The organism is Deltaproteobacteria bacterium, from assembly GCA_016180855.1.
Classification (GTDB): Bacteria; UBA10199; UBA10199; order JACPAL01; family JACPAL01; genus JACPAL01.
This window is the reverse complement of record JACPAL010000002.1, coordinates 73811-96850: the sequence shown is the minus strand read 5'-3', so window position 1 is coordinate 96850 and position 23040 is coordinate 73811. Positions and strand designations below refer to the sequence as shown.

The window sequence follows — 23040 nt, the reverse complement described above, 5'->3', positions numbered from 1 at the left end:
TCCCAGATCTCTTTGAAAAAATGAGAGGATCGCCTGAAGATCCTTCTGCTCAACCGGATTTCCGTCGCGAAGGTCATGAACCAACCGTGCCAGTTTATTACGAATCTGGCTCTGTTTCTCGCGTTGCTGAGGGGCGGGAAGGCGAAGATCAATCGTCTCTACCTCAAAAACATGGTCGATCTCTCTCTCCGTCTCCGCAACCGTCGGTCCAACCGTAATCCAAAGTTGTTCCAATTCAGCAAGGGTCTCACGATAGAGGCTGCTTTGCCTCTCCTCCTCACTTTTTCTCTCCCGGGAGGCAGCCACTTCGTCCAGCTCGTATCTCCGATTTTCTGCAAACTGGTCTACAAAGACATCCCCATAAATCTTTCGCAGATAGTCATAGCGATCCGTCACAAAACGACCCTCCCGTATCTCGGCGCGTGACAACTGCAGAACAAGACGCTTTAACGCCTCACGCCCCAGTGGTTCTGAAAATTGAGAGACCAAGGCGATATGTTTGATGAGATCTTCACGCCACCATACCTCAGGATGACGTTCATAACTGGCCCTGAAGGCCGCCGCCTCGTCAGCGTTCAGACCAACGACATCGACCAGCGGACCCAGGAGATTGTTTCTAAATTCTACCTCGAGCCTTTGGATATGAACCTCCGCCGACCGATCGGTTAAATCAACGGAGTCAAGCGTGTGTCGTGCGATCCCAAAGGCAGCGCCAAACTCGATCATGAGTTTTTCCCACCGCGAAAAAAGAGCCCTGTCATCCTGTAGAGAGAGCCTTGGGAGGAGTTCCCCGGCAAAGACCAACGCCTTCTCATTCACAGAGGCGAGGGCCAAGGTGATATAAAGGGCCCGAAAGGAATCTTGGGTCTGAAACTCGGCAAGCCTCGATTCAATCTCAAGGCGGGTCGCCGAAGGGAAGATCGAAAACATCTTCCAAAACTTTGCAACCCCTTCACGACAAAGCAGCGGCTTGGTTTGCATAATCCATCGGAGCGTTGGAATGAGATGAGAAACATTTTGATGAACTACAGCCAGATGAAAAACGGCCGGGACAGCGTGTTCCGCAAGACGAAGAGAGAGGTTATCGAGCGCCTTGAAATAGGAACCATACTCCCGATCAAATTTCTCCCGCGCATAGTCGCAGGAGTTCCAGAGTGTCCTCCTCGCCTGGACCAGATTTTCAGAAAACCGGAGCAGGGCCGACCCAACCGCGGCACGTACCCCATCCAGGGCCGGATCAACATCAGTGAAGGCTAATGTCAGTTGGACCGCAAGGCGGTCAATCCTGGCATTAAACGCGCGTAGAAATAGTTCTGCCTGGGCATCATGAAAATCCTCCGCGAGTGAGGCGACGAAGAGTGGCGCCAATTCCAGTTTCCTTAAAATCAGGTCGGGCGGATCATCGGGAGAGGGGAGCATGAAATCACGAAAGTTTTTCCCCTCATAGGCAATATCTAGGTCAAGACCGACATAACTGTAGAGATCCGTAACGATCTTCTTCACGGCATCGGGATGATGGGTGAGGAGGAAGTTCAACTGTGGCAGTGGGGTCCTCGGATCCTCTTCTGGGACCTCGCAAGAGCTTCTTTGTAGAAGGCAGATAAAGGCGATCTCAGGCGTCACCAATTCAATAATCCTTTTCAGACGAACCGGGTGGAGCGCCAATCGCATCATCTGAACATCGGGATCCTCTTCGATCAATAAAGGGCGACGTGTCGGATCAAGATCATCAAAGGGGGAGCCATGGAGACCCCAACCAATCCTGTGGAGTGTCTGCCAGTCAGCGCTTAACAGACACCCCAAAAAAATCTGGACGTCATCCTTGTTGTAATCACCCGGATTCCGCAGGATCTCATCCAGTGCCTGTTCCGGTGTTCTTCTAGGCATCAACTCGTCCATCCGACGCTGAATCGCCTCCCTCTCACGAGGATCTGTGACCGATTCCTCAACATCGGGCGTCGCCCTGACAATCTTTCTCCTCCCACCAATCCACTGTTGAATGAGTGAATGATACTGGCGATCGACCAAGCCCTTGAGACTATTATTCCAGGGGAACCGCCTCAAAATTCCCCGGACGAAATTGCCCATTTGATCGTCACGTGGGAGGCCGGAATCTCTGAGAAGATAATGGATAACCTCCGCCGCCTCTCCTTCGTTCTCGATCCTGGTCGCACCAACAAACGCCTCTTGCCATCCTCTCTCCCGCATTCTTGGATCGACCTCAGGCGCCGGTCGTTGCACGGCCTCTTTGATCCCGTGAAAAATTATCTCAAGGGTCGGGAGGATAGTAAGGGCAGGTGCATAGGCAAATTGCTGGGAGAATCCCCTCTCGCCCCCCCTTTCTAAAAGGGGGCTTCCGAGGGCCAATGGCCATTGCTGCCTTAACGTCTCACGCCGGACAAAACTCCAATCATCCGCATGCAATGAAGGCAGCCCAGCCAGTTTCGGTAATCGCAAGAGATTCGATTGAACATGCATCATCGAAAAGGCACCAACAAACCGGTAACCGAGTTCCCATCCCCAACTGGCGGTCATGAATTCCCGATAACTCTTTTTGCTTTCAATCGTTGCCTCGGCAAGCCAGCCACCGAGCGCCATGAAACCAGGCATCATGACAAAACGGACGAAATGTTGGTTGACCGGACCACCCGTCACCCTTTGCAAACTCTTGTTCAAGAAGGTTCGGGCCATGATCCCCTCCCCGCAGTCCTTGGCGGATGCCTCTCCGTAAGACTCATCCCCATTCCTGGCACGAAAGATCCCGGTCCAGAGCCAGGCGGAGGTGAGTTCGTCAAAGGTGAGTTGAAAATTTCCGCGATTGAGGACCCCTCCACCTCTCTGAAGAAGATTGGGCCTTGTCCGGGCAATCCACTCGAATAATCTTCCCCCGGCCAACATCCCACCCGAACCGATCGCAACAACCGGAGCAAGATAGGTAAAGGCCGATTTCGTAAGCCCCCACCAGCTTTGCAAAGAGCCGTATTCGGTTTTCAGGCTTCCCAAAAATTCTTCCCCGGATTGTGGGTAGGCGGAAGGGAAGCCCGAATAGCCACGGGCGGCATGGGACGACCGCTCCAGATTTGCGTCAAAGGGAGGCACGGGCCGCTTTTCGGCAATGATTCCCTAAAGTTTCTTACAACTCCACTTGTCTATTTTATTGAAAAAGAGATGAATAAACGGGTAGTTCTGCGGACGCAACTGTTTCTGAAACTGCCTTATGGCATTAATAAAGGTAAGAAGATCGAGCCCCATGAAATGAGGCTCGGGTAAGGACTGAATCTTCTCTACCCCTTCTCGAAATAATTTCCTCATCCCGTCAGAATAGCCGGCCCACCATTTAATCATCCCGGCCGAAATCTGAATCAATCCTTGTAACAATCGACCTTGATCATCAGTTTTGCCGGTTGTTTTCCAGACCAACTCCCACGCCTCATGCGCCTCCCACCAGTAGTTAAAATTGTAGAGATCGATACCGTAGAGATACTCTTCATTCTGTCTCCATTGTTCTGGAGGTAAAAATGAGATTTGAGATTCTGGCTGACCGTAAGAGTACCCCTTGGGATCACGGCGGGGATGGGGTGTAATCCCCTGAATAAAACGGTAAGCGGGAAATCGACGATCCGTATAACGTGGAGATTGGGGGTTAAAAGGTACCGGTGTTTCCAAGATTACCTTCGTCGGTGTGGATCATGCCTTTTTTCAAAGGCAGCAATCTCCTTTTCATGCTGCAGAGAGAGGCCAATTTCATCCAAACCACGGATCAGGTGCCGTTTGACAACGGGATCGATTTCAAAATGAAAGGAGATCTCTTCGGGCAGATGCAGGGTCACGCGCTGCTCTTCCAGATTGGCCGTCGCCTCAAGCCGTTCATAGCGGTCAACCATCTGAAAAATCTCATCCACCTCCGCCTCCTTGAGCTCTACATTGAGGAGACCATTCTTGACACTGTTATTATGAAAGATATCGGCAAAAGCCGGAATCTCACCCTTACGCGGAGCGATGACAACCTTGAAGCCGTACTGCTGAACCGCCCAGACCGCGTGTTCTCGGGAAGAGCCGCAGCCGAAATTGTTTCTTGTAACCAGAATGGAAGCGCCCTGAAAATGAGGGGCGTTCAATTCAAAATCGGAGTTTGGATTTCCGTCGGCAAGATACCGCCAGTCAAAAAAAATGTTTTCCCCGTAACCCGTTCGTCGAATCGACTTCAAAAACTGTTTTGGGATGATCTGATCGGTGTCAATGTTAGCGCGGTCAAGCGTCGCTATTTTACCGCGATGTGATTTGAATGATTGCATCCCTCACCCGCCTCTATCTTCGTGATATGGTTTATTAACTTTCAATTAGTACAATTTAAAATGACCAACCATAAGTATTTCTACGGGGTGAGGGGGGTCATTTCCACTTCCTCACATCCACAAACCGTCCCTCAATCGCCGCCGCGGCGGCCATCTCGGGACTCACGAGATGGGTTCGCCCACCTTTTCCTTGTCGCCCCTCAAAGTTTCTGTTTGAGGTGGAAGCCGATCTCTCCCCCTCTTTGAGCTGATCAGGATTCATCCCGAGACACATACTACAGCCCGACTCCCGCCACTCGGCCCCGGCCTCCAAAAATATCTTGTGCAAACCTTCCGCCTCTGCCTGTCTCTTGACCTGTTGAGAGCCAGGGACAATCAACGTTCGAACCTTTTTTGAAATATGCCGCTCTTTAAAAATATTGGCAGCAGCCCGGAGGTCTTCGATTCGACCGTTCGTACAACTGCCGATAAAGACAATGTCGACAGGAATCTCTGTCAGTTTAGTTCCAGGTCGAAGCCCCATGTATTCAAGGGCATGCTCGGCATCCCTCTTTAAAACCCCAGGGATATTGTCTGGTGATGGGATGACACCATCGACATCAACAACCATTCCCGGATTTGTTCCCCAAGTCACCTGCGGAGCAATGTTTTTTGCATCAAGAGTGATGTTACGATCAAAGACGGCATCAGGATCCGACGGAAGCGCTTTCCAGAGCCGGATCGCCTCCTCCATCTCTTGGCCTCTCGGGGCGAAGGGCCGATCTCCCCTCGCAATATATTCAAAGGTTATCTCATCCGGCGCAATCATTCCCGCCTTGGCACCCGCCTCGATGCTCATATTGCAAACGGTCATGCGCCCTTCCATAGAAAGAGACCGAATGGCAGACCCTGTATATTCCAAAACATGCCCCGTCGCCCCCGCCGTTCCGATCAATCCAATCAATTTGAGAATCATGTCCTTGGCCGTAACACCTCTTGGAAGCTGACCACTAAACTCAATACAGAACGTCCTGGGGCGTTTCTGGCGGAGACATTGAGTGGCCAGAACATGCTCCACCTCACTCGTGCCAATACCGAAGGCAAGCGCACCAAAGGCTCCATGAGTGGAAGTGTGACTGTCACCGCAAACAATCGTTCTGCCGGGAAGTGTCAAGCCAAGCTCCGGACCGATAATATGAACAATCCCCTGAAGGTTACTCTTTAAATCGTAAAGGGTAATACCGAATTCCCGACAGTTTTTTGTGAGTGCCTCTATCTGGGCACGGGAAATTTCATCCCGAATGTTGAAACGATCAACTGTGGGAATGTTGTGGTCCATCGTGGCAAACGTGAGATCGGCTCTTCTCACCTTACGATGGGAAAGGCGTAACCCCTCAAACGCCTGTGGGCTTGTTACTTCGTGGACCAGGTGCCTATCAATATAAAGAAGTGTGGTGCCGTCGACCTCAGAGACGATATGTGAATTCCAAATTTTTTCAAAAAGGGTACAAGCCATAGCTCACACCCCCTCTTAGTGTAAGAGAAAGGCGCTGGCAACCGTTACAAATAATTGTAGAATCCCCGTCCCGTCTTTCTCCCAAGCCAACCGGCATCGACGTACTGCTTGAGAAGGGGGCAAGGTTTAAACTTATCACCAAACGATCCGTGAAAGACCTCCAGAATGGAGAGGACGGTATCGAGACCCACCAGATCCGCCAAGGCTAACGGCCCCATCGGCTGGTGGGTACCGAGTTTCATGGCGTTGTCAATATCCTCCACGGTTCCAATCCCCTGATGAAGGGCGTAGATTGCTTCGTTGATCATCGGAACAAGGATCCGATTGACAATAAAGCCAGCGGAGTCTTTGGAAAGAACAGTCGTCTTTCCCATTTTTTCGGCAAGTCCCCTTGTTTGCTGATAGGTTGCATCAGACGTCTGGAGCCCACGGATAATTTCAACGAGCTCCATCATCGGAACCGGATTCATGAAGTGCATACCGATTACCTGAGAAGGGCGCCGTGTCTTGCCGGCAAGACGAGTAATAGAAATTGACGAGGTGTTTGTTGCCAGAACCACATCCGGTCGGCAGATCTTATCAAGATCCGAAAAAATCTGGAACTTGATCGGTTCGTTCTCGGTCACCGCCTCAACAACAAAGTCACATTCTGCAAAATTGTTCATCTGGGTACTCACCCGGATTCTCTTTTGAAAAACTCTTCCTTCAGGTCGACAAGGACAACATTAAGACCTGACTGGGCAGCGGACTGGGCAATCCCGGCCCCCATCTGCCCCGCTCCGATAACACCAAAGGTTTGTATGTTTATCATAAACATTTTATTTAAGACGAGCGAGAGAGGAAGATCAAGATGATTATCGTCATTCTTGCTTATGATTTGAAATGAACTCTACTTGGCCCTGTGAAGAATCAATCCATGTGTCGGATCGTAGGGTGAGACACCAACGGTTACCTGGTCACCAGCAATAACCCTGATTTTAAAACGCTTCATCTTGCCACAAAGCTTGGTGGTCACCGTGGCCCCGTTATCCAGGGCCACGATGTACTGACCACCACCTGTTGCATCGGTTATGCGACCTTCGAATTTGATGAGATCTTCTTTAGACAAGATCCAATTACCATCTTCGATCGCGTGAGGGACGACCACCACCACCGCCACGACCCTCTCGGGGAAAGCGGTCTCGACCACCACCACCGCCACCACCCTCGGTCTTCGGACGGGCCTCATTAACGGTCAACTGCCGACCGCTAAAGTCCTGCCCATTCAGCTTGCCAATCACTGCCTGAGCCTCTTCGTCTGTCGACATTTCGACAAAGCCGAAGCCCTTGCTACGGCCCGAAAAACGGTCCATAACAACTTCCGCTGTCTCGACCGTCCCGTGCTGGGAGAAATGCTCCCTGAGTTGGTCACTGGTTACAGTGAAAGGCAGATTGCCTACGTACAGTCTCTTGCCCATGATACCTCCTTATGGTTGGGCACCGATAAAGAGGTCACGAGCACTATGCTTCTGGACACTCCTCATACGGTCAATTACTCTCCGGGCCTTTATCTCATACCGTGGATGGTATGTCAATCCTCGCCACCAACACCACCACGAATTTATTTACTCAGGACTAGTGCTGAGCGAGTAATTTTGTTGATTTTTTTGGCTTTGTATATACGTCATAGTCATTACGAGTCGAAGTACTAAGGTCAAAAAAATGCCGGCCCACAAAGAATCTCCTTGGCTGATAAGGACCTATTCAGGCCACACCTCGGCCAAGGCCTCCAACCAGCTTTACAAGACGAATTTGGCGAAAGGTCAAACGGGGTTATCCGTTGCCTTCGATCTCCCCACCCAGACCGGTTATGATGCCGATCACCCCCTTGCCAAAGGAGAGGTTGGGAAGGTCGGTGTGCCGATCGGACATATCCATGACATGCAAACGCTCTTTAATGACATTCCACTCGGAAAAATGAATACCTCGATGACAATCAACGCCACGGCCGCTTGGCTTCTGGCCCTCACCATCGCAGTGGCTGAAGAACAGGGAACTGACCGAAAGGAACTCCAGGGAACAACCCAAAATGACATCATCAAGGAGTATCTCTCACGCGGGACCCATATTTTTCCACCAGAACACTCGATGCGCCTTATGACCGATATCATTGCCTTTACGGTCCGTGAAGTCCCCAAGTGGAATCCAATCAACATCTGCTCCTATCATCTGCAGGAGGCTGGCGCGACACCGATCCAAGAGATCGCCTTCTCGTTGGCCAATGCAATCGCCGTTCTTGATGCGGTCAGGGAGTCTCAAAAAGTGCCGACGGCCTTGTTCCCTGAGGTGGTTGGCCGCATCTCGTTCTTTGTGAATTCCGGCATCCGTTTCATTGAAGAGATCTTCAAGATGCGAGCCTTTGTCCGATTATGGGATGAACTCACACGAACACGTTATGGTGTCGAAGATCCGAAATACCGTCGCCTTCGTTACGGCGTCCAGGTAAACTCACTGGGACTGACTGAAAAACAGCCGGAGAACAACATCATCCGGATCATCCTGGAAACGTTGGGGGTCACCCTCTCAAGAGAGGCAAGGGCCCGGGCGATCCAGCTCCCCGCCTGGAATGAGGCGCTAGGCCTTCCGCGCCCATGGGACCAGCAATGGAGTCTCCGGATCCAGCAGATTCTCGCCTATGAAACCGATCTGCTGGAGTACACCGATCTTTTCAATGGATCCCAGATCGTTGAGGAGCGAACAGCCCGGTTCGTGACAGAGGCCAGCGCCGAATTGGACAAGATACTGGCGATGGGCGGTGCCCTGAAGGGACTCGACTACATGAAACAGTCCCTCGTCTCTTCAAATCGCAACCGTTTAAAAAGGATTGAAACGGGGGAACAAAAGGTCGTCGGTGTCAACTGTTTTACTGAATCAGAAAAATCACCATTAATGGGACAACGAAGGGAAGAATTTTTAAAGGTCAATATACAGGCGGAACGAGAACAGATCAGACAACTGGAGCGGCACCGCGCCTCCCGGGATGAAAAGAAGGTCCGATCTGCCTTAAATCGCCTGATGGAGTCGGCACAGGGGACCGACAATATCATGCCAGCCTCAATTGAGTGCGCCCGTGCTGGCGTTACGACAGGGGAATGGACCTTTGCCTTGAGAGAGGTTTTTGGCGAGTACCGCGCCCCAACAGGGATTGGTGGTCAACGATCCGACTCCTCTGATTCAGAGGCTTTCCACCAACTCCGTTTGCAAGTCGAGGCAAAAAGTCGAAAGATTAAAGGACGAATTCGTCTCTTGATTGCCAAACCGGGCTTAGACGGTCATTCTAACGGCGCTGAACAGATCGCCCTTCGTGCACGTGATGCGGGGTTTGAGGTGATCTACCAGGGGATCCGTCTCACTCCGGAGCAGATTGTCGCCGCCGCAAGAGATGAAGGAGTTCATCTCCTCGGACTCTCCATTCTCTCCGGTTCTCATCTTAAGCTTGTTTCTGATATCATGTTGCGCCTTAAAAAAGAAAAAATGAGCCGTCTTCCTGTCATTGTCGGAGGCATCATCCCGGAATCAGACAAGAGGAAGCTGAAGCGAATGGGGGTCAAGAAGATATTCACCCCGAAGGATTACGAACTAAACCAGATTCTCGCGGAGAGTGTTGCCCTGTTATAAAGGCTGGCTGTAGACCTGGAGAGAATAACCGATAACACCCCCACGCTGCTCCATAACAAGGCCGACGATACCAAAGGTCCTAATCTCACCTCTCTCATTCGCCTCCCGGATCTTCTGAAACTGGTTGTTCAGCAATCGATCCGCCTCGCCGCTAAGAGGGTTATTAGAGGAATCGAGATAGTTCCCCGCCGCCCCAAAATCACCACCCACCTTACGAATCATCCGCGAGGCGACATCATGCGCCGTGAGACCGGGATAAAACGCTAACCATGAAGACTCACAGACAAGCTGGTCTTCTCCTGTTTCACATTGAAAGCGACCGGGCCCCGATTCCTGAACTGTTCGCCTCATAACCTCCATCTGGTCGCTGCAACTCAAGGTGCCCGGAAGAACACCGACCGGGTTGAGACACTGATACTGAAACCGACGGATTGCGGTCTTGACATAGGAATCGCCCGGGGGAAGAGGCGGATCGTCTCTCCTGTCCCCAGTGGAGGCACAGGCAATAAGAGCCAGAGGTGCCACCACGCATCCGACCAGACGTCCTACTAATTGAAATTTAGACATCATACCCCCCTCCTTATTTCTTAAAGAGGCTATCGCATGCCACAGCAAGTGGTTGCGTTGAAAAACCTAAAAAAGTGGTCTCCCCAGAGACCGATTTCTTGAGCCTTTTGCATCGGATTTCACAACTGTAAGTCAGGAGGACCGAAAAAGCATACAGTGCCCCTTGGATTAAGAGGGGTCACCAAACAAGGAGGATTTATGGGACAATTAAGAATACCTGGCTGCGCCAAGATGATGACCGCCTGCCGAGCCATTGATAATTTGGGGGACCGGGATGGTATCCCGGAAATGGCAGAGATACCGACTGATCCAGACAAACTCGCACGGGCACTCTGCTCTACACCGACCACCCCTCAGGTGTTTCACTCAAATGTCTATCAAGGACTTCGGAGAGAGAGGGAGGCACACAATCGGCGCATGAGGCTGGCGGTATTTGCAGGAGGGGCGATTGGAGGGATAGAGGCCTTGTGTTTCTTACCTAGTTTCCGATCACGGTGGCAGCCCGATGCTGCCACAAGACATATTCTGAGAAACGGTGAGTACCTGGACTGGATTACCGACGTGGGCACTCGCATAAAGAACTTGAAGCTTGGTTTCGCCCTTTTGTCTGCGGCCTTGGTTGTGTCTGGAGCGATCTTAGCTGCATACCTTTATGATGACGCATTAAACGACTACCGATTTAAGTCCCCTTGACGGAATCAGAAAAAAACGACTAGGTTGACAGGCTTAGAGGGGGGACAATGGTCAAAGAGATCTACGCCTTAGGAGAGACACCACCGCCAGGAGTTGTTCCACAAAAAATGTATGCCCAGGTGATCCGCCAGAGTCGGTTTGGAGAGCCAAAGGATGCCTTCAAGCTTGAGACAATGCCAGTGCCATCGATCGGTCCAGATGAAGTCCTTGTTTACGTTATGGCCGCCGGAATCAACTACAACAATGTCTGGGCGGCTCGTGGTCTGCCAGTTGATGTCGTACGACTCCACTCCAAAAAAGAGGCAGAGGAGGACTTTCATATTGGAGGCAGTGATGCCTCCGGCATCGTATGGGCTGTTGGAAAAAATGTCCACAGTGTCAAAGTGGGAGATGAGGTCGTGGTCCATTGCGGGTGGTGGGACAGAAACGACCCCTGGATCGTAGCAGGAAAAGATCCGATGCTTGCCCCATCTCAATTGATCTGGGGTTATGAAACCAATTGGGGAAGTTTTGCCCAATTCACTCGTGTTCAGGATCACCAATGTCTTCCTAAACCGAAACATCTCTCCTGGGAGGCAGCCGCCTGCTACATGCTTGTAGGAGCGACCGCCTATCGCATGCTCCACGGATGGTCCGGAAATACGGTTCAAAAGGGAGACGTCGTTCTCATTTGGGGAGGTTCAGGTGGTCTTGGCTCTATGGCGATTCAGGTTGTCAAGGCGGCCGGCGGGATACCCATAGCGGTCGTCTCTGACGACGAAAAAATAGCCTATTGCGTGAAACTGGGGGCCAAGGGGGCAATCAACCGGAAGAATTTTGATCATTGGGGAATGATGCCCCATTGGAAGGACAAGGAAGGCTATTCAAAATGGTTTGAGGGGGTTCGTTCATTTGGCAAGGCGATCTGGGAGATTGTTGGGGAGAAGAAAAATCCGGCGATTGTTTTCGAGCACCCGGGTGAGGGAACGATACCAACCTCCATGTTCGTCTGCGATACCGGGGGAATGGTTGCCATCTGCGCCGGCACTTCAGGCTTCAATGCCACCCTCGACCTTCGTTACCATTGGATGCGTCAGAAAAGGCTTCAGGGGTCTCACTTCGCAAACGATGAGCAGGCGCGGGGGATTAACAATCTCATCATCGAAAAGAAAGTCGATCCATGCCTTTCCGAAACCTTTTCATTTGAAGAGACCGGCTTGGCCCATCAACTGATGAGCGAAAACAGACACCCGCCGGGAAATATGGCTGTGTTGGTTAATGCAAAAAGAAAAGGAACAAAAAACTTCGGGGATGCATCATAACTCCCCCCGTCTCACCATACGGTGAGACCTCCCCCTCTTAACATAAGAGGAGGAGATTAATGAAGGAGGTTTATTATATGACAATCAAAAAGATCGGGATCATCGGTGTCGGGACGATGGGACATGGTATTGCACAAGTGGCGGCTCAATCCGGATTCGAGGTCTGGATCCGTGACATTGATGACCCCAAAACCAATGCCGCGATCGGAAAAATTGAGAAGAATTGGGAGAGGCTGATTGAAAAGGGGAAGCTCACAACAGATCAGAAGAAATCGGCCCGTCAAAATCTTAAATCCTGTCGAGGGTATCAGGATCTTGCCACGGTCGATCTCCTGATCGAGGCGATCACAGAAAACACCGATCAGAAGAGATCCCTCTTCCGAGAGATGAACGGACTCGTGAAAAAAGAGGCCTTTTTTGCTACAAACACCTCTTCCATTTCTGTTACGCAGCTCGCCACAGCCAGTGGTCGACCGGACCGTTTTGTCGGAATGCACTTCTTCAACCCGGTTCCACTCATGGCGCTCGTTGAAATTATCCGAGGGCTACAAACATCGGATGAAACCTATGCGGCCGCCTTTGAAACCGCCAAGGCAATGGGAAAGAGTCCCGCCGCTGTTAAAGACGCCCCCGGTTTCGCGGTGAATCGGCTCCTACTTCCGATGATCAACGAGGCGTTCTACCTCCTTCAGGAGGGAGTCGCTGACGCCAAGACGATTGATGAAGTCATGAAACTCGGCGCCAACCACCCGATGGGACCACTCACCTTGGCTGATTTTGTCGGGCTGGATGTGACACTCGCGGCCCTCGAAGTTCTCCATCGCGACTTTGGTGACAGCAAATACCGCCCTTGCCCGCTGCTTCGGAAATATGTAGAGAGCGGATGGTATGGCAAGAAGACAGGACGCGGCGTCTATAGCTACACCTAAGAAGGTTTATCTTCAAAGTCTGGGTTGCCCCAAGAATCTGGTTGATTCAGAGATCATGTTGGGGACACTCGCCTCGCAGGGGTATCAGATTACGACCGATCGCTCTGAGGCAGAGGTTATTGTTGTCAACACCTGCGGATTTCTGCAGGCGTCCGCAAAGGAGTCGATCGATGCGATTCTTAACCTTGCCCAAGAAAAAGAGAGCGGGCACTGTAAAAAACTAGTCGTTGCCGGATGCCTTTCGCAAAGGTATCAAGGCGAACTCCCAAAGGAACTCCCCGAGGTTGATCTGTTTATTGGAACGAACGACTACCCCAAAATTGCAGAGATTTTGTCGGATCTCCCCAATCGAGAATACATCCACAAACCGCTTTACGTTCATCAAGCCGATACTCCTCGTCTTTTGGCCACAGCCGCGCATACAGCGTATGTCAAGATTGCTGAGGGCTGCAACCACACCTGCAGTTTTTGCATCATCCCAAAGCTGCGGGGCAAACAGAGGAGTCGTTCTATCGCAGATATTGTCACTGAGATAAAAAATTTAAAACTGATCGGAGTTAAAGAGTTTAATCTGATCGCACAAGATACCACCGACTATGGGTGCGACCTCCATGACGGAACCACCATTGAAAAATTGTTTGAAGAACTTGCCAAAATCGCCGGCAACCACTGGCTCCGCCTCCTATATGCCTACCCTTTGAGATTTTCAGATGAGTTGATCAACATAATCGCCTCTTCTGAAAATTTCTGCCGCTACGTCGACATCCCGTTTCAGCACATCAATAACCGGATCCTAAAATCGATGCGACGCGGCTCTAACGGTGACTACATCCGGAGTCTTGTTGAAAGGCTTCGTAAAAAGATACCGAACATCGCCATTCGTTCGACATTGATCGTCGGTTACCCTGGCGAGACTGACGACGAGTTCGACGAATTATACCGTTTCCTTAAGGAAACGAAACTGGAGAGAGTCGGGGTCTTCACCTTTTCGGAGGAGGAAGGGACACCTGCCGCCACCTTGCCAGATCAGCTCTCTCCAAAGATTATGAGGGAGCGCCGTGAAATTTTAATGAAACTCCAACAATCGATTAGTCTCAAAAAGAATCGTGGGCGAATCGGCTCCAGAATACGACTCTTGGTAGAAGAATCATCCGACGAAAATCGCGGCTGGGGACGAAGTGAATGGGAAGCCCCTGAGATTGATGGAAGAATTTATCTGGAAGGGGGGCGCTCCCTGGCAGGTCAATTTTGTGACGTCTTGATCCAAAATGCAGGGCCCTACGATCTAACCGCCACACCTTATGCCAATTCTTAAACCAGAACGTGAGAATCTTCCCCGTTGGAACTTAAACCAAAAACCGTTTATTGAAAGCTATGACATCACGTGCCTGGATCGATTGAATGAACAATCGTTCTGGTTTCGTTTTCAGTTGATCAATCCGAAAATCAGAGCCGCTGAAGCGATGCTGATCGGGATGTTTTTTGATTCCAAAAATCCCCAACAGAACCGTTTTCACCGTCTTTCAATCCCGATCGAGGAGGTGCATCTGGAGCGAAATATCTTTTACCTTGCCCTGCGATCCTGTGCCCTCTTTCATTCGGGAACCCGTGGCGAACTCCAGTCCCATGGAGAAAAGATGACCTGGGAACTCAAAATTCACGAGGCCCAAGACTCCCTCAATCCCTTCCCGTTTGCCGCCAACTATCTCCCCTGGATCTCCGTGAAGCGTAATATTCCACAGCATTTGTGCCACGTAAGTGGTGAGGTAACCTTGGGAGAGAGAAGCATTCACCTCGACTCACTACCGGCCAATCAATATCACTCCTGGGGTAAGATAGAGTCGTGCCCAAGCCTTTGGGCAGGCTGTACCGGTTTTCAGGAGGATCCCAACGGCTATTTTGAGGGCTGTTCTTTTGAACAACGGATCGGAATGAAAAAGAGGCTTCTCACGCTCTTTAAACTCCGCTGTGACGACAAAGATTATTCCCTCCCGGCTCCATGGAATTGGTGGCGGGCCAAGAGCCGATTCGATGTCAATCGTTGGACCTTTGAGGCAACGAAGGGCAAGATTCGGATTGTTGGAGATATAACAGGACAAGAAAGAGGTACAATCGCCTTCCGCTCACTTACACCTCAAGAGGCCCCTTGTTTTCATTATTGCTCCTCTCAATCCGATCTCAAAATTGAAATTTACGAGATGGAAAAAGCGGGGCAAGGAAAGCTTCTGAAAACCCTCACATCCAAAAAATCGACTTTCGTTGAGGTGACCCGACCGAACCCGGACCCCAAGATCCGATTTTTTGTTTAAAAGCTCTTATCTCTTCCCCTTCCCCACTTCGGTATTGATGGGGAGTTGTCGGACACACAACGGACACTCGTTTGCCTCCCAGGCTTCGAGAGGGAGTTCAACGAGCGAAAAGACCTTTGGAACACCACCAAGATCTTTGGCGATCACACCACCTCGATTCACGAGCGCCCCCACTCCGATCACAACCCCACCGGCAGAGCGAACGGTCTCTACCACTTTTTTTGCCGACCCTCCCGTATTGAGGATATCTTCCACAACCAGAACCTTCTTGCCGGAAACCAAACGATCATATCCCCTTTTCAAAATGAAACCGTCCGCGGATTTTTCGGCATAAACGCCCAGAACCTCCCGTTTTTTCATCCGGCTCAAGTGATGAGCTACCCACTGTGAGAGGATCACCCCACCAACCACCGGTGCCACAACCACTTCTACTGGTGAACGTGAAAATTTTTTGGCCAACTCACGACATAAACGGGAAATAACAGTGGTATGGGGATAGAGGGCATCCTTATTGATGTAAGCCGACCCATGTTTACCCGAGGTGTAAACAAAATGGCCGTTTGTCAGAACAGCCCCAAATTTCTCAAGGAGCTTCATCATCTTGGGTTCTCTTCTGGACACGCTTAAGCTGCCTATATTAATCTGCCCCTCCCCGACAAGGGGATTGTCATGAGGGCACCTCTAAAAACTACCCATCTGCTGTGTTGCCCGCTTCGTCCGCGTCCTCACGTACCACGAAAGTACGCTCCGGTCACGGTCTTGCGGGCGCCTTGCATCTGGGCTGTTTTTCAAGGTGCCCGAAAAACTTGGGTTATTAGAGGTTCCCATGAACGACTTCTTTAAAATTCTGCCGCAGGTTCGTCGCCCTTCCCGTTATTTGGGGGATGAGATCAATTCAGTCCGTAAAGATCTCTCAAAGGTCACATTAAAAGTCGGGCTTTGCTATCCGGATGCGTATGAGATTGGGATGAGCCACATCGGCACACAGATCCTTTACCACCTCTTGAATGATCAGTCCAAGATTGCCTGTGAGAGGGTCTACGCCCCATGGCCTGATATGGAAAATCAGCTAAGAGAGAAAGGCCTACCCCTCACGACGCTCGAATCAAAAATCCCGCTGAACGAGCTCGATATTCTGGGGATCACCATCCCGTTTGAATTGACCTACACCAATATCCTGAGCGTCCTCAACCTCGGTGGGATCCCGTTCTACTCAAAAGATCGGGATGAATCGTTTCCACTCATCCTGGGAGGCGGCACAGGCGCCTATAATCCCGAACCGGTTGCCGATTTTTTCGACGCAATCCTGATCGGAGATGGCGAAGAGGCGATCCTGGAGATTTGCGATGTGGTGAGACGGTTGAAACAATCAGCTGTAGGGGCGCCCTCAAGTAGGGTGCAGCAAGCAGCACCCCTACCAACAAAAAAGGCCCTATTGCAGGATTTATCTCAAATCCCGGGCCTCTACATCCCCTCTTTTTTTGAACCGATCTACAAAAAGGATGGGACCCTCCAGGAGATTAAACCGCTTCTTGAAGGCTACACCGGAGTCCGCAAACGGGTTGTCTCTGATCTGAACAAGGCCTACTACCCTAAAAAACCGATCCTCCCACACACAAAAGTGATCCATGATCGTGTCGGCGTTGAGGTGCAGCGTGGTTGTGTTCGTGGCTGTCGTTTTTGTCAGGCTGGCTACATCGACCGGCCGGAACGACAACGCTCGCCGGAGACAATAAAAGAGATCGTTCGGGAACAGATCAAGGCAACGGGCCAGGAGGAGGTCAGTCTCGTCTCACTCTCCATCGGCGATTATGATTGTGTCACACCCCTTCTCAAGGAGCTTATGAATGAACACGGCAAAAACAACGTTGCCATCTCGCTCCCGGCTACACGTGTTGAACAGCTGACAGGGGCAATGATGGAAGAGATCAAGCGGGTTCGAAAAACCGGCTTTACGATCGCCCCCGAAGCGGCAACCGACCGAATGCGACAGATAATCAACAAGGGAAATTCAGAGGAAAACCTTATGCAAACGGTCCGGACGGTCTTCTCCAACGGCTGGAGACTCATGAAGTTTTATTTCATGATCGGACTTCCAACAGAGACCGATTTTGATGTGACAGAAATTGCCGGTCTTGGGGGAAGGAGCCTCCAAGAGGCCCGTCGTTTCAGTGGCAGGGCTGAAATCAATCTGGGCGTCTCCGCCTTTGTCCCAAAATCGTTCACACCCTTTCAGTGGGAGCCCCAAAACTCCCTCTCTGAAACCGATCGAAAACTGAAACTCTTAAGATCAAATATCAAGGGCCGAGGACTCACTCTCAAGCCCCATCGACCAGAGACAACCTATCTGGAAGGGATTTTCTCCCGAGGGGATCGGCGGCTTTCAAAACTGGTTATCAAGGCCTGGGAGAACGGATGCCGGTTCGATGAGTGGGATGAGGGGATCAAATTTGGTCTTTGGCAGGAGGCCTGGAAAGAGCTCGGTATCGATTCCACTTTCTATGTTGAGAGAAGGAGGGAAAGGGATGAGGTCCTGCCGTGGGACCATCTCTTTATCGAGATGAAGAAGGAATGGCTCTGGGAGGAGTATGAAGCCTCGCTTGGAGAGGCATTTGTTGATGATTGCTCAACCGGAAAATGCACGACTTGCGGGGTTTGTGATTACAAAGAGGTGAGGAATCGGTCGTACGAACTACCGATGTACGAACCCGATAGGAAGTTGGTTAAGAAAAAGACGACGACGGAGATTCGGCATTATTCGCCTATCTCGCTAAATCTCTCTGATCCCGCTTTCTCCTGCGACAAAGTTCAGGACAGGTCAAAGGGGGGCGAGGGGGGATTTTTATACCATCTCACCTACTCCAAGAGAGGCCCGGCGGCTTTTTTGAGTCACCTTGAATTTGTGGACCATATCCGTCGAACGGTTAGCCGTGCGGGGCTGCCCGTTCAGTTTTCACAAGGATTTCATCCCTACCCCAAGATCTCGTTTGGGGATGCGGCCCCGGTGGGATTGGAAACAATCAATCAAATAATGACAATCTCTCTTTGGTCCGAGATGGAACCGTTGGAAATCAAGACCCGCTTGAACCAAACCCTGCCTGACGGAATCGTCATTGAGGCGGTGAATGCCCTTGCCAAGAAACCGAAGAAAGATTTAGACCTCACGGCGTGAAAAATGAGCTGATTATCAATATTTCCCCAACCCTTACCCGCATTGCGCGATTGGAGGGGGGGGCAATCACCGAGCTCATTGTAGAACGGGCCCAAGAGGCCCGGTTCGTTGGTAATGTTTACAAGGGAAAGATCGTTCGTGTCCTCCCCGGCATGCAGGCCGCCTTTGCAGAGATCGGTCTCAAGCGCACCGCCTTTCTCTACGTCTCTGACATCGCCCCTGATTTGGCTGTTGAAGAGGTAATGGCAGAGGAGGAGGAGCCACCTCCCGAGAGGCCTCGTTTCGATCGGCGTCACCCGAGGACCCTTCCCCAAATCCAGGAGCTGGTTCGGGAGGGGCAGGAGATTATTGTCCAGATTGCGCGTGATCCAATCGGGACGAAGGGGGCACGCCTCACCAGCCATGTCAGTTTGCCGGGTCGTTTCTTGGTCTACATGCCAACAGTCAAACATGTCGGCGTTTCCCGAAGAATTGCCGACGACAATGACAGGTCACGACTGAAGGGTATTCTGGAGAGAATTGTTCCAAGGGATCAGGGTGGATTCATTGCGCGCACAATGAGCGAGGGGGCGAGTGAGAGAGAGCTCAAGCAGGACATGGATTATCTGATCAAACTCTGGGGAGATATCCTCTCCTCTGCGGAGAAGGTTTCCGCCCCCAACTTGGTCCACCAGGAATTGTCTGCCGTTCTCCGTGCCATTCGGGATCTCTTCACACCGGACATCGACCGGATCGTCATCGACTCGGCCGAAGAGAAGAAGAAGATCGAGGAGTTCATCAGCTCCTTTACTCCGCTTTCGCATAACATCGTCACCCTCTACGACGGTTCCGAACCGATCTTCGACGCCTATGGTATCGAGGTGGAGATCTCCCGGGCGTTGGGCAAGAAGGTCTGGCTCAAATCGGGGGGCTATATCATCATCGACCAGGCGGAGGCCCTCACCGCAATCGACGTCAACACCGGCAAGTTTGTCGGCCGAAGCAACCTCGAAGATACTATCTTGAAAACAAACCTCGAGGCGGCCAAGGAGATCGCCTACCAACTCAGACTCCGGGATATCGGCGGAATCCTTATTGTTGATTTTATCGACATGGAGCGCCCTTCCAACCGCGAAAAGGTTTTCCAGGCATTCCGCGAATATCTTCGATCCGATCGCGCCAAAACCACGATCACCAAGATCACCGACTTGGGACTCGTCGAGATGACACGTAAAAGAACTCGCGAGAGCCTCGGCCGACTCCTCTGCGAGCCCTGTTTTTATTGTGAGGGTCGGGGGTATCTCAAGAGCCGCGCAACGATCTGCCACGAGATTTTTCGTGAACTGCAACGGGGACTCGCCGATCTGCGGGGCGACACCCTGATTGTGCTGGCCAACCCTTCCGTTGCCGAGATACTGCTGGATGAAGAACGCCCTACCCTTGAACAATGGGAGGAGAGGGCCGGCAAGAAGGTGATCATCCGGGCCAGGGAGGATTACCATACGGAGCAATTCGATATCACCGACAGGGGTTGACAGCTCCCCCGGGACGTGCTTAAAAGACCCGTTTTTTCGACTATGTACGCAATTATCGCCACAGGTGGAAAGCAGTATAAGGTCTCAAAAGGGGATCGTCTTCGGGTCGAGAAGCTCCCCCAGGAGGTTGGCTCCCCAGTCTGCTTTGATAAGGTGTTACTCGTTGGCGGCAATGAAAAAACGGAGGTCGGTCGACCCTACCTCTCTCAGGCAAGTGTGAACGGAAAGGTCTTGGAACAGGATCGGGGAGAGAAGATTGTCGTCTACAAGTACAAGAGACGTAAAGGTTACGACAAGAAGACGGGGCATCGTCAATATCTGACGACCGTTGAGATTACGGATATAAAGGTTTAACGATGGCACACAAGAAGGCAGGGGGAAGCAGTTCCAATGGTCGCGACAGCAATGGTCAGCGACGTGGCGTCAAACGATACGGCGGCCAGGTCGTGAAGGCCGGTTCTATTATCGTGCGCCAGCGTGGCACCCAAATCTACCCGGGGATCAATGTTGGTATTGGAAAAGACTGGACCCTCTTCTCCAAGATTAACGGCGTCGTGAAGTTTGAACCGCACGGCGAAAAACGCCGGGTCTCTGTTTATCCAACCTAAAGAACTTCTGGAATTGGGTTAAGTCTTCCTATAGGATAGACCCCTATGGACCAGAAAAAAATATTGCCTCCGAATTGGTCTGAATGGAGCCTCTCTAAAAGAGAGGGCCTTCTGTCTCTTGACCTGAATCAATGTTTAGAACAGTTCCAATCAGTCTACGAAACATTTGCATCTTCTATTGAAGAAACCAGAGAAATCTTTCGGCCGCAACATGAAACAGCTATCAAAGAAATGCAAAACCGCCTCCAAAAACTAGCTCAATGGCAAAGGGAACAAAGTGCTCAATTTGTTTCAAAAAACCGCTAAGATACAGAAAGAACTTCATAAAGACGGAATGCCATCGATTGTCATTGGGGGGCTTGCCGTCGCCGTCTGGGGAGAACCACGCTTAACCGCGGATATAGATTTGAAAATACAGCTCAACCGGGATGACGCTTCCAAACTAGTTTTCTCACTCAAACCACATTACCGTTTATTAGCCAACAACCCGATAGAAACGATTAAAAAAGTCGGCTTCATTTTTATTCAAGATACCTCCAACACAAGAATTGATCTTTTGTTGGCCGATACCCCGTTCGATATTCAGGCGATTGAAAGGGGGAAAAAGGTCCTTGCTGATAAAGAGACTTCTCTAACCATTTGCTCTCCGGAAGATTTAATCATTTACAAAATGATATCAACCAGACCCAGGGACCGGGAAGATGTTTGCGGCATTATCATACGTCAAAAGAAAAAGCTCGATCATCCGTACCTCCTTGACTGGCTCACCCAATTCGAAAAGGCGCTCGACGATTCCACATTAGTTGTGGAATACAATCGAATGTTCAAATCACTGTAACGAACGAAAAACGGCAGGTTTCGGTTTATCCTCCTACTTCTTAATACCCAGGTGTTTCAGGTACTCGTCCGTTGGTCTTCCCGAACAAATCACCTTGTACTCAAGGGCTACCCACCCTTCCTTCGAAGCCGGCGGACCTCTTTCAATGACTAGTTGGCACTGAGGTTTCTTCAGGTATTTCTGAGCATACTCTATCTGCCACTTTGCCAAGCTCTCTGCACACACCTTTTGTTCATCATCCAAATCATAGTGCCTCGACAACTCGGCAGTTGTGAAAACATAACAGACGTGTCCAATCGCGACGTTATTTGTCTCCGGCATATCAGTTTTCCCCTTTCTCAGAGGAGAATCGAGAAGAAGAAGTTGCTGGATTTTTCATAAAACAACTTGTAAAATGGTCTTTATAAATTGTTTAATTTAATGATAACATACTGAAATGACAAATAAAAACAGACGCATCGCCTGGGCTATCAAGGCACGATTAGAGGAAAAACAACCACTCATCCAGGTCGTGGTTGGCCCGCGACAAGTCGGCAAAACAACAGCCCTCAAAACGGCATTGGGCTCCACCGGTTTCTATGCAAGCGCTGACTACCCCAACCCCCTCTCCTTTGAGGTGATCGAAGAATGGTGGCAAGAGGCGCTCCAAAAGCCGGAGAAAATTTTAGCAATTGATGAGGTTCAAAAAATCACCGGCTGGTCGGAAATCATCAAAAAACTATGGGATACTTCCGAAAAAAAAATGAAGGTCGTTTTGACAGGTTCGTCGGCGCTTCTTGTTGAGAAGGGATTAAAGGAGACGCTGGCCGGTCGTTTTGAACTGATCCGTGCCGAACACTGGAATTATCAAGAAGCAAAAGAGACCTTCGACCTCCCCCTAAAACAGTTTGTTGAGTTCGGTTGTTACCCGGGATCGATCCCGTTTTTAGAAGAGAAAGAGCGGTGGGGCCTGTTCGTCCGCGACTCGATTGTAGAACCGGCTCTGGGAAGAGACCTTCTGCAACTCCACCCCGTCGCTCAACCGGCGCTACTGCGACAGATATTCGGGGTCGCCGCGGCTCTGCCGGCCCAAATTGTGAGTCTGCAAAAATTGCAGGGGCAACTCCAGGGGAAAGGAACCCTCCCGACAATACAACACTACCTTAGATTACTTGCCGATGCCTATCTGGTAACAGGAATTGAGAAGTATTATGCAAAGTCGTTCAAATCGAGAAAGAGCAGTCCCAAACTCCTTATTCATGATAACGGGCTGATACGCGCCTTTCGGAGACCAATCACACAGGACCTCTCTCCCGAAGAATATGGACGCTATCTTGAAAATGCGGTCGGAGTTCGCTTTATAGAAGCGGGATGGGATGCCTATTATTGGAAGGAGAGAGAGGCGGAGGTCGATTTTGTGCTTTTGGGCCCGCAGGGTGAAAAATGGGCAGTTGAAGTCAAATCAGCAAAAGCATCCGAAACCGAGCTTAAAAGTCTTGTTCTGTTTTGCGAGAGACATCCTGAATTCAAACCTTATCTTGTTTCTCCGTACACCTCACCCCTCAAACAGGTTGAAAACCTTCCACCCGAAGAGATTCTCAGTCTTCATAGGATCTACAAATTATTCTAGAACCATCCGGCCTCAAACGCCGGGTTTCGGTTTATCCTGCTTAATCCTCCACC

Annotated in this window: 21 protein-coding genes and 1 pseudogene; 13 read left to right on the top strand and 9 right to left on the bottom strand. The window is 50.8% G+C overall.

Annotated features, from left to right (window positions below; genetic code table 11):
* Positions 1 to 3123 precede the first annotated feature (3123 nt).
* The 6 genes and pseudogenes from HYT77_00555 to HYT77_00530 form a co-directional block, all read right to left on the bottom strand.
* The gene (locus HYT77_00555) at positions 3124 to 3669 is read right to left on the bottom strand and encodes a DUF309 domain-containing protein (protein ID MBI2066489.1); all 546 of its coding nucleotides are present in this window, start codon (positions 3667 to 3669) and stop codon (positions 3124 to 3126) included.
* Complete coding sequence (gene leuD / locus HYT77_00550; GenBank protein ID MBI2066488.1) at positions 3669 to 4295, bottom strand: 3-isopropylmalate dehydratase small subunit; 627 nt, start codon at positions 4293 to 4295, stop codon at positions 3669 to 3671. Before leuD ends, HYT77_00555 begins: the two co-directional genes overlap by 1 nt.
* A gap of 97 nt (positions 4296 to 4392) precedes the next feature.
* Positions 4393 to 5790, bottom strand: coding sequence for a 3-isopropylmalate dehydratase large subunit (gene leuC, locus HYT77_00545; GenBank protein MBI2066487.1), 1398 nt, complete (start codon positions 5788 to 5790; stop codon positions 4393 to 4395).
* A gap of 44 nt (positions 5791 to 5834) precedes the next feature.
* Positions 5835 to 6559 (bottom strand): annotated as a pseudogene (locus HYT77_00540) (3-hydroxybutyryl-CoA dehydrogenase).
* A 120-nt stretch (positions 6560 to 6679) separates the two neighbouring features.
* Positions 6680 to 6898: a translation initiation factor IF-1 gene (gene infA, locus HYT77_00535; GenBank protein ID MBI2066486.1), complete on the bottom strand. Its 219-nt coding sequence runs from the start codon at positions 6896 to 6898 to the stop codon at positions 6680 to 6682.
* A 7-nt stretch (positions 6899 to 6905) separates the two neighbouring features.
* Entirely contained in the window at positions 6906 to 7247 is a 342-nt protein-coding gene (locus tag HYT77_00530; protein ID MBI2066485.1) for an RNA-binding protein, read from the bottom strand.
* Between the two features lie 244 nt (positions 7248 to 7491).
* On the opposite strand from HYT77_00530, the gene HYT77_00525 reads away from it, so the two are divergent.
* A complete protein-coding gene (locus HYT77_00525) occupies positions 7492 to 9447 on the top strand; it encodes a protein meaA (GenBank protein ID MBI2066484.1) in 1956 nt (651 codons plus the stop codon).
* Here the strand turns inward: HYT77_00525 and HYT77_00520 are convergent.
* Positions 9442 to 10017 (bottom strand): hypothetical protein, encoded by a 576-nt coding sequence (locus tag HYT77_00520; protein ID MBI2066483.1) that lies wholly within the window; start codon positions 10015 to 10017, stop codon positions 9442 to 9444. The two genes, HYT77_00525 and HYT77_00520, sit on opposite strands and share 6 nt — an antisense overlap.
* Before the next feature lie 195 nt (positions 10018 to 10212).
* Here HYT77_00520 and HYT77_00515 point away from each other — a divergent pair, with 195 nt between their 5' ends.
* The 5 genes from HYT77_00515 to HYT77_00495 all read left to right on the top strand — a co-directional run bounded on the left by HYT77_00515 (position 10213) and on the right by HYT77_00495 (position 15246).
* Positions 10213 to 10707 (top strand): hypothetical protein, encoded by a 495-nt coding sequence (locus HYT77_00515; GenBank protein ID MBI2066482.1) that lies wholly within the window; start codon positions 10213 to 10215, stop codon positions 10705 to 10707.
* A 47-nt stretch (positions 10708 to 10754) separates the two neighbouring features.
* Positions 10755 to 12008 carry a crotonyl-CoA carboxylase/reductase gene (ccrA, locus tag HYT77_00510; protein ID MBI2066481.1) on the top strand — a complete coding sequence of 418 codons (1254 nt, stop codon included), beginning with the start codon at positions 10755 to 10757 and terminating at the stop codon, positions 12006 to 12008.
* Between the two features lie 77 nt (positions 12009 to 12085).
* Complete coding sequence (locus tag HYT77_00505; GenBank protein ID MBI2066480.1) at positions 12086 to 12937, top strand: 3-hydroxybutyryl-CoA dehydrogenase; 852 nt, start codon at positions 12086 to 12088, stop codon at positions 12935 to 12937.
* Entirely contained in the window at positions 12897 to 14252 is a 1356-nt protein-coding gene (rimO, locus tag HYT77_00500; GenBank protein MBI2066479.1) for a 30S ribosomal protein S12 methylthiotransferase RimO, read from the top strand. The genes HYT77_00505 and rimO overlap by 41 nt, the downstream gene beginning before the upstream one ends.
* On the top strand, positions 14239 to 15246 hold the full coding sequence (locus tag HYT77_00495; GenBank protein ID MBI2066478.1) for a hypothetical protein: 1008 nt from the start codon (positions 14239 to 14241) through the stop codon (positions 15244 to 15246). The genes rimO and HYT77_00495 overlap by 14 nt, the downstream gene beginning before the upstream one ends.
* Before the next feature lie 6 nt (positions 15247 to 15252).
* Here HYT77_00495 and HYT77_00490 read toward each other — a convergent pair whose 3' ends face one another.
* A complete protein-coding gene (locus HYT77_00490) occupies positions 15253 to 15846 on the bottom strand; it encodes an orotate phosphoribosyltransferase (GenBank protein ID MBI2066477.1) in 594 nt (197 codons plus the stop codon).
* Positions 15847 to 16072: 226 nt separating this feature from the next.
* Between HYT77_00490 and HYT77_00485 the strand changes: the two genes are divergently transcribed.
* Genes HYT77_00485 through HYT77_00460 form a run of 6 tightly spaced genes read left to right on the top strand, consistent with a single transcriptional unit; the run spans position 16073 to position 21378 of the window.
* Positions 16073 to 18418 carry a TIGR03960 family B12-binding radical SAM protein gene (locus HYT77_00485; protein ID MBI2066476.1) on the top strand — a complete coding sequence of 782 codons (2346 nt, stop codon included), beginning with the start codon at positions 16073 to 16075 and terminating at the stop codon, positions 18416 to 18418.
* On the top strand, positions 18415 to 19932 hold the full coding sequence (locus HYT77_00480; GenBank protein MBI2066475.1) for an Rne/Rng family ribonuclease: 1518 nt from the start codon (positions 18415 to 18417) through the stop codon (positions 19930 to 19932). The genes HYT77_00485 and HYT77_00480 overlap by 4 nt, the downstream gene beginning before the upstream one ends.
* Before the next feature lie 42 nt (positions 19933 to 19974).
* Positions 19975 to 20286, top strand: coding sequence for a 50S ribosomal protein L21 (rplU, locus tag HYT77_00475; GenBank protein MBI2066474.1), 312 nt, complete (start codon positions 19975 to 19977; stop codon positions 20284 to 20286).
* 2 nt (positions 20287 to 20288) lie between these two features.
* Complete coding sequence (rpmA, locus tag HYT77_00470) at positions 20289 to 20540, top strand: 50S ribosomal protein L27 (GenBank protein ID MBI2066473.1); 252 nt, start codon at positions 20289 to 20291, stop codon at positions 20538 to 20540.
* A gap of 45 nt (positions 20541 to 20585) precedes the next feature.
* Entirely contained in the window at positions 20586 to 20846 is a 261-nt protein-coding gene (locus HYT77_00465; protein ID MBI2066472.1) for a hypothetical protein, read from the top strand.
* A complete protein-coding gene (locus HYT77_00460) occupies positions 20827 to 21378 on the top strand; it encodes a nucleotidyltransferase (GenBank protein MBI2066471.1) in 552 nt (183 codons plus the stop codon). Before HYT77_00465 ends, HYT77_00460 begins: the two co-directional genes overlap by 20 nt.
* A 33-nt stretch (positions 21379 to 21411) precedes the next feature.
* On the opposite strand, the gene HYT77_00455 is transcribed toward HYT77_00460, so the two are convergent.
* The gene (locus HYT77_00455) at positions 21412 to 21699 is read right to left on the bottom strand and encodes a hypothetical protein (protein MBI2066470.1); all 288 of its coding nucleotides are present in this window, start codon (positions 21697 to 21699) and stop codon (positions 21412 to 21414) included.
* Positions 21700 to 21814: 115 nt separating this feature from the next.
* Between HYT77_00455 and HYT77_00450 the strand changes: the two genes are divergently transcribed.
* A complete protein-coding gene (locus HYT77_00450) occupies positions 21815 to 22987 on the top strand; it encodes an ATP-binding protein (protein ID MBI2066469.1) in 1173 nt (390 codons plus the stop codon).
* Positions 22988 to 23040: the final 53 nt, after the last annotated feature.

Excerpts from the sequence above, each read along its gene's own strand:
- leuD (MBI2066488.1), bottom strand. The coding sequence starts at position 4,295 with ATGCAATCATTCAAATCACATCGCGGTAAAATAGCGACGCTTGACCGC.
- leuC (MBI2066487.1), bottom strand. The coding sequence starts at position 5,790 with ATGGCTTGTACCCTTTTTGAAAAAATTTGGAATTCACATATCGTCTCT.
- HYT77_00530 (MBI2066485.1), bottom strand. The coding sequence starts at position 7,247 with ATGGGCAAGAGACTGTACGTAGGCAATCTGCCTTTCACTGTAACCAGT.
- HYT77_00525 (MBI2066484.1), top strand. The coding sequence starts at position 7,492 with ATGCCGGCCCACAAAGAATCTCCTTGGCTGATAAGGACCTATTCAGGC.
- HYT77_00520 (MBI2066483.1), bottom strand. The coding sequence starts at position 10,017 with ATGATGTCTAAATTTCAATTAGTAGGACGTCTGGTCGGATGCGTGGTG.
- HYT77_00515 (MBI2066482.1), top strand. The coding sequence starts at position 10,213 with ATGGGACAATTAAGAATACCTGGCTGCGCCAAGATGATGACCGCCTGC.
- ccrA (MBI2066481.1), top strand. The coding sequence starts at position 10,755 with ATGGTCAAAGAGATCTACGCCTTAGGAGAGACACCACCGCCAGGAGTT.
- HYT77_00505 (MBI2066480.1), top strand. The coding sequence starts at position 12,086 with ATGACAATCAAAAAGATCGGGATCATCGGTGTCGGGACGATGGGACAT.
- rimO (MBI2066479.1), top strand. The coding sequence starts at position 12,897 with ATGGCAAGAAGACAGGACGCGGCGTCTATAGCTACACCTAAGAAGGTT.
- HYT77_00495 (MBI2066478.1), top strand. The coding sequence starts at position 14,239 with ATGCCAATTCTTAAACCAGAACGTGAGAATCTTCCCCGTTGGAACTTA.
- HYT77_00490 (MBI2066477.1), bottom strand. The coding sequence starts at position 15,846 with ATGATGAAGCTCCTTGAGAAATTTGGGGCTGTTCTGACAAACGGCCAT.
- HYT77_00485 (MBI2066476.1), top strand. The coding sequence starts at position 16,073 with ATGAACGACTTCTTTAAAATTCTGCCGCAGGTTCGTCGCCCTTCCCGT.
- rplU (MBI2066474.1), top strand. The coding sequence starts at position 19,975 with ATGTACGCAATTATCGCCACAGGTGGAAAGCAGTATAAGGTCTCAAAA.
- rpmA (MBI2066473.1), top strand. The coding sequence starts at position 20,289 with ATGGCACACAAGAAGGCAGGGGGAAGCAGTTCCAATGGTCGCGACAGC.
- HYT77_00465 (MBI2066472.1), top strand. The coding sequence starts at position 20,586 with ATGGACCAGAAAAAAATATTGCCTCCGAATTGGTCTGAATGGAGCCTC.
- HYT77_00455 (MBI2066470.1), bottom strand. The coding sequence starts at position 21,699 with ATGCCGGAGACAAATAACGTCGCGATTGGACACGTCTGTTATGTTTTC.
- HYT77_00450 (MBI2066469.1), top strand. The coding sequence starts at position 21,815 with ATGACAAATAAAAACAGACGCATCGCCTGGGCTATCAAGGCACGATTA.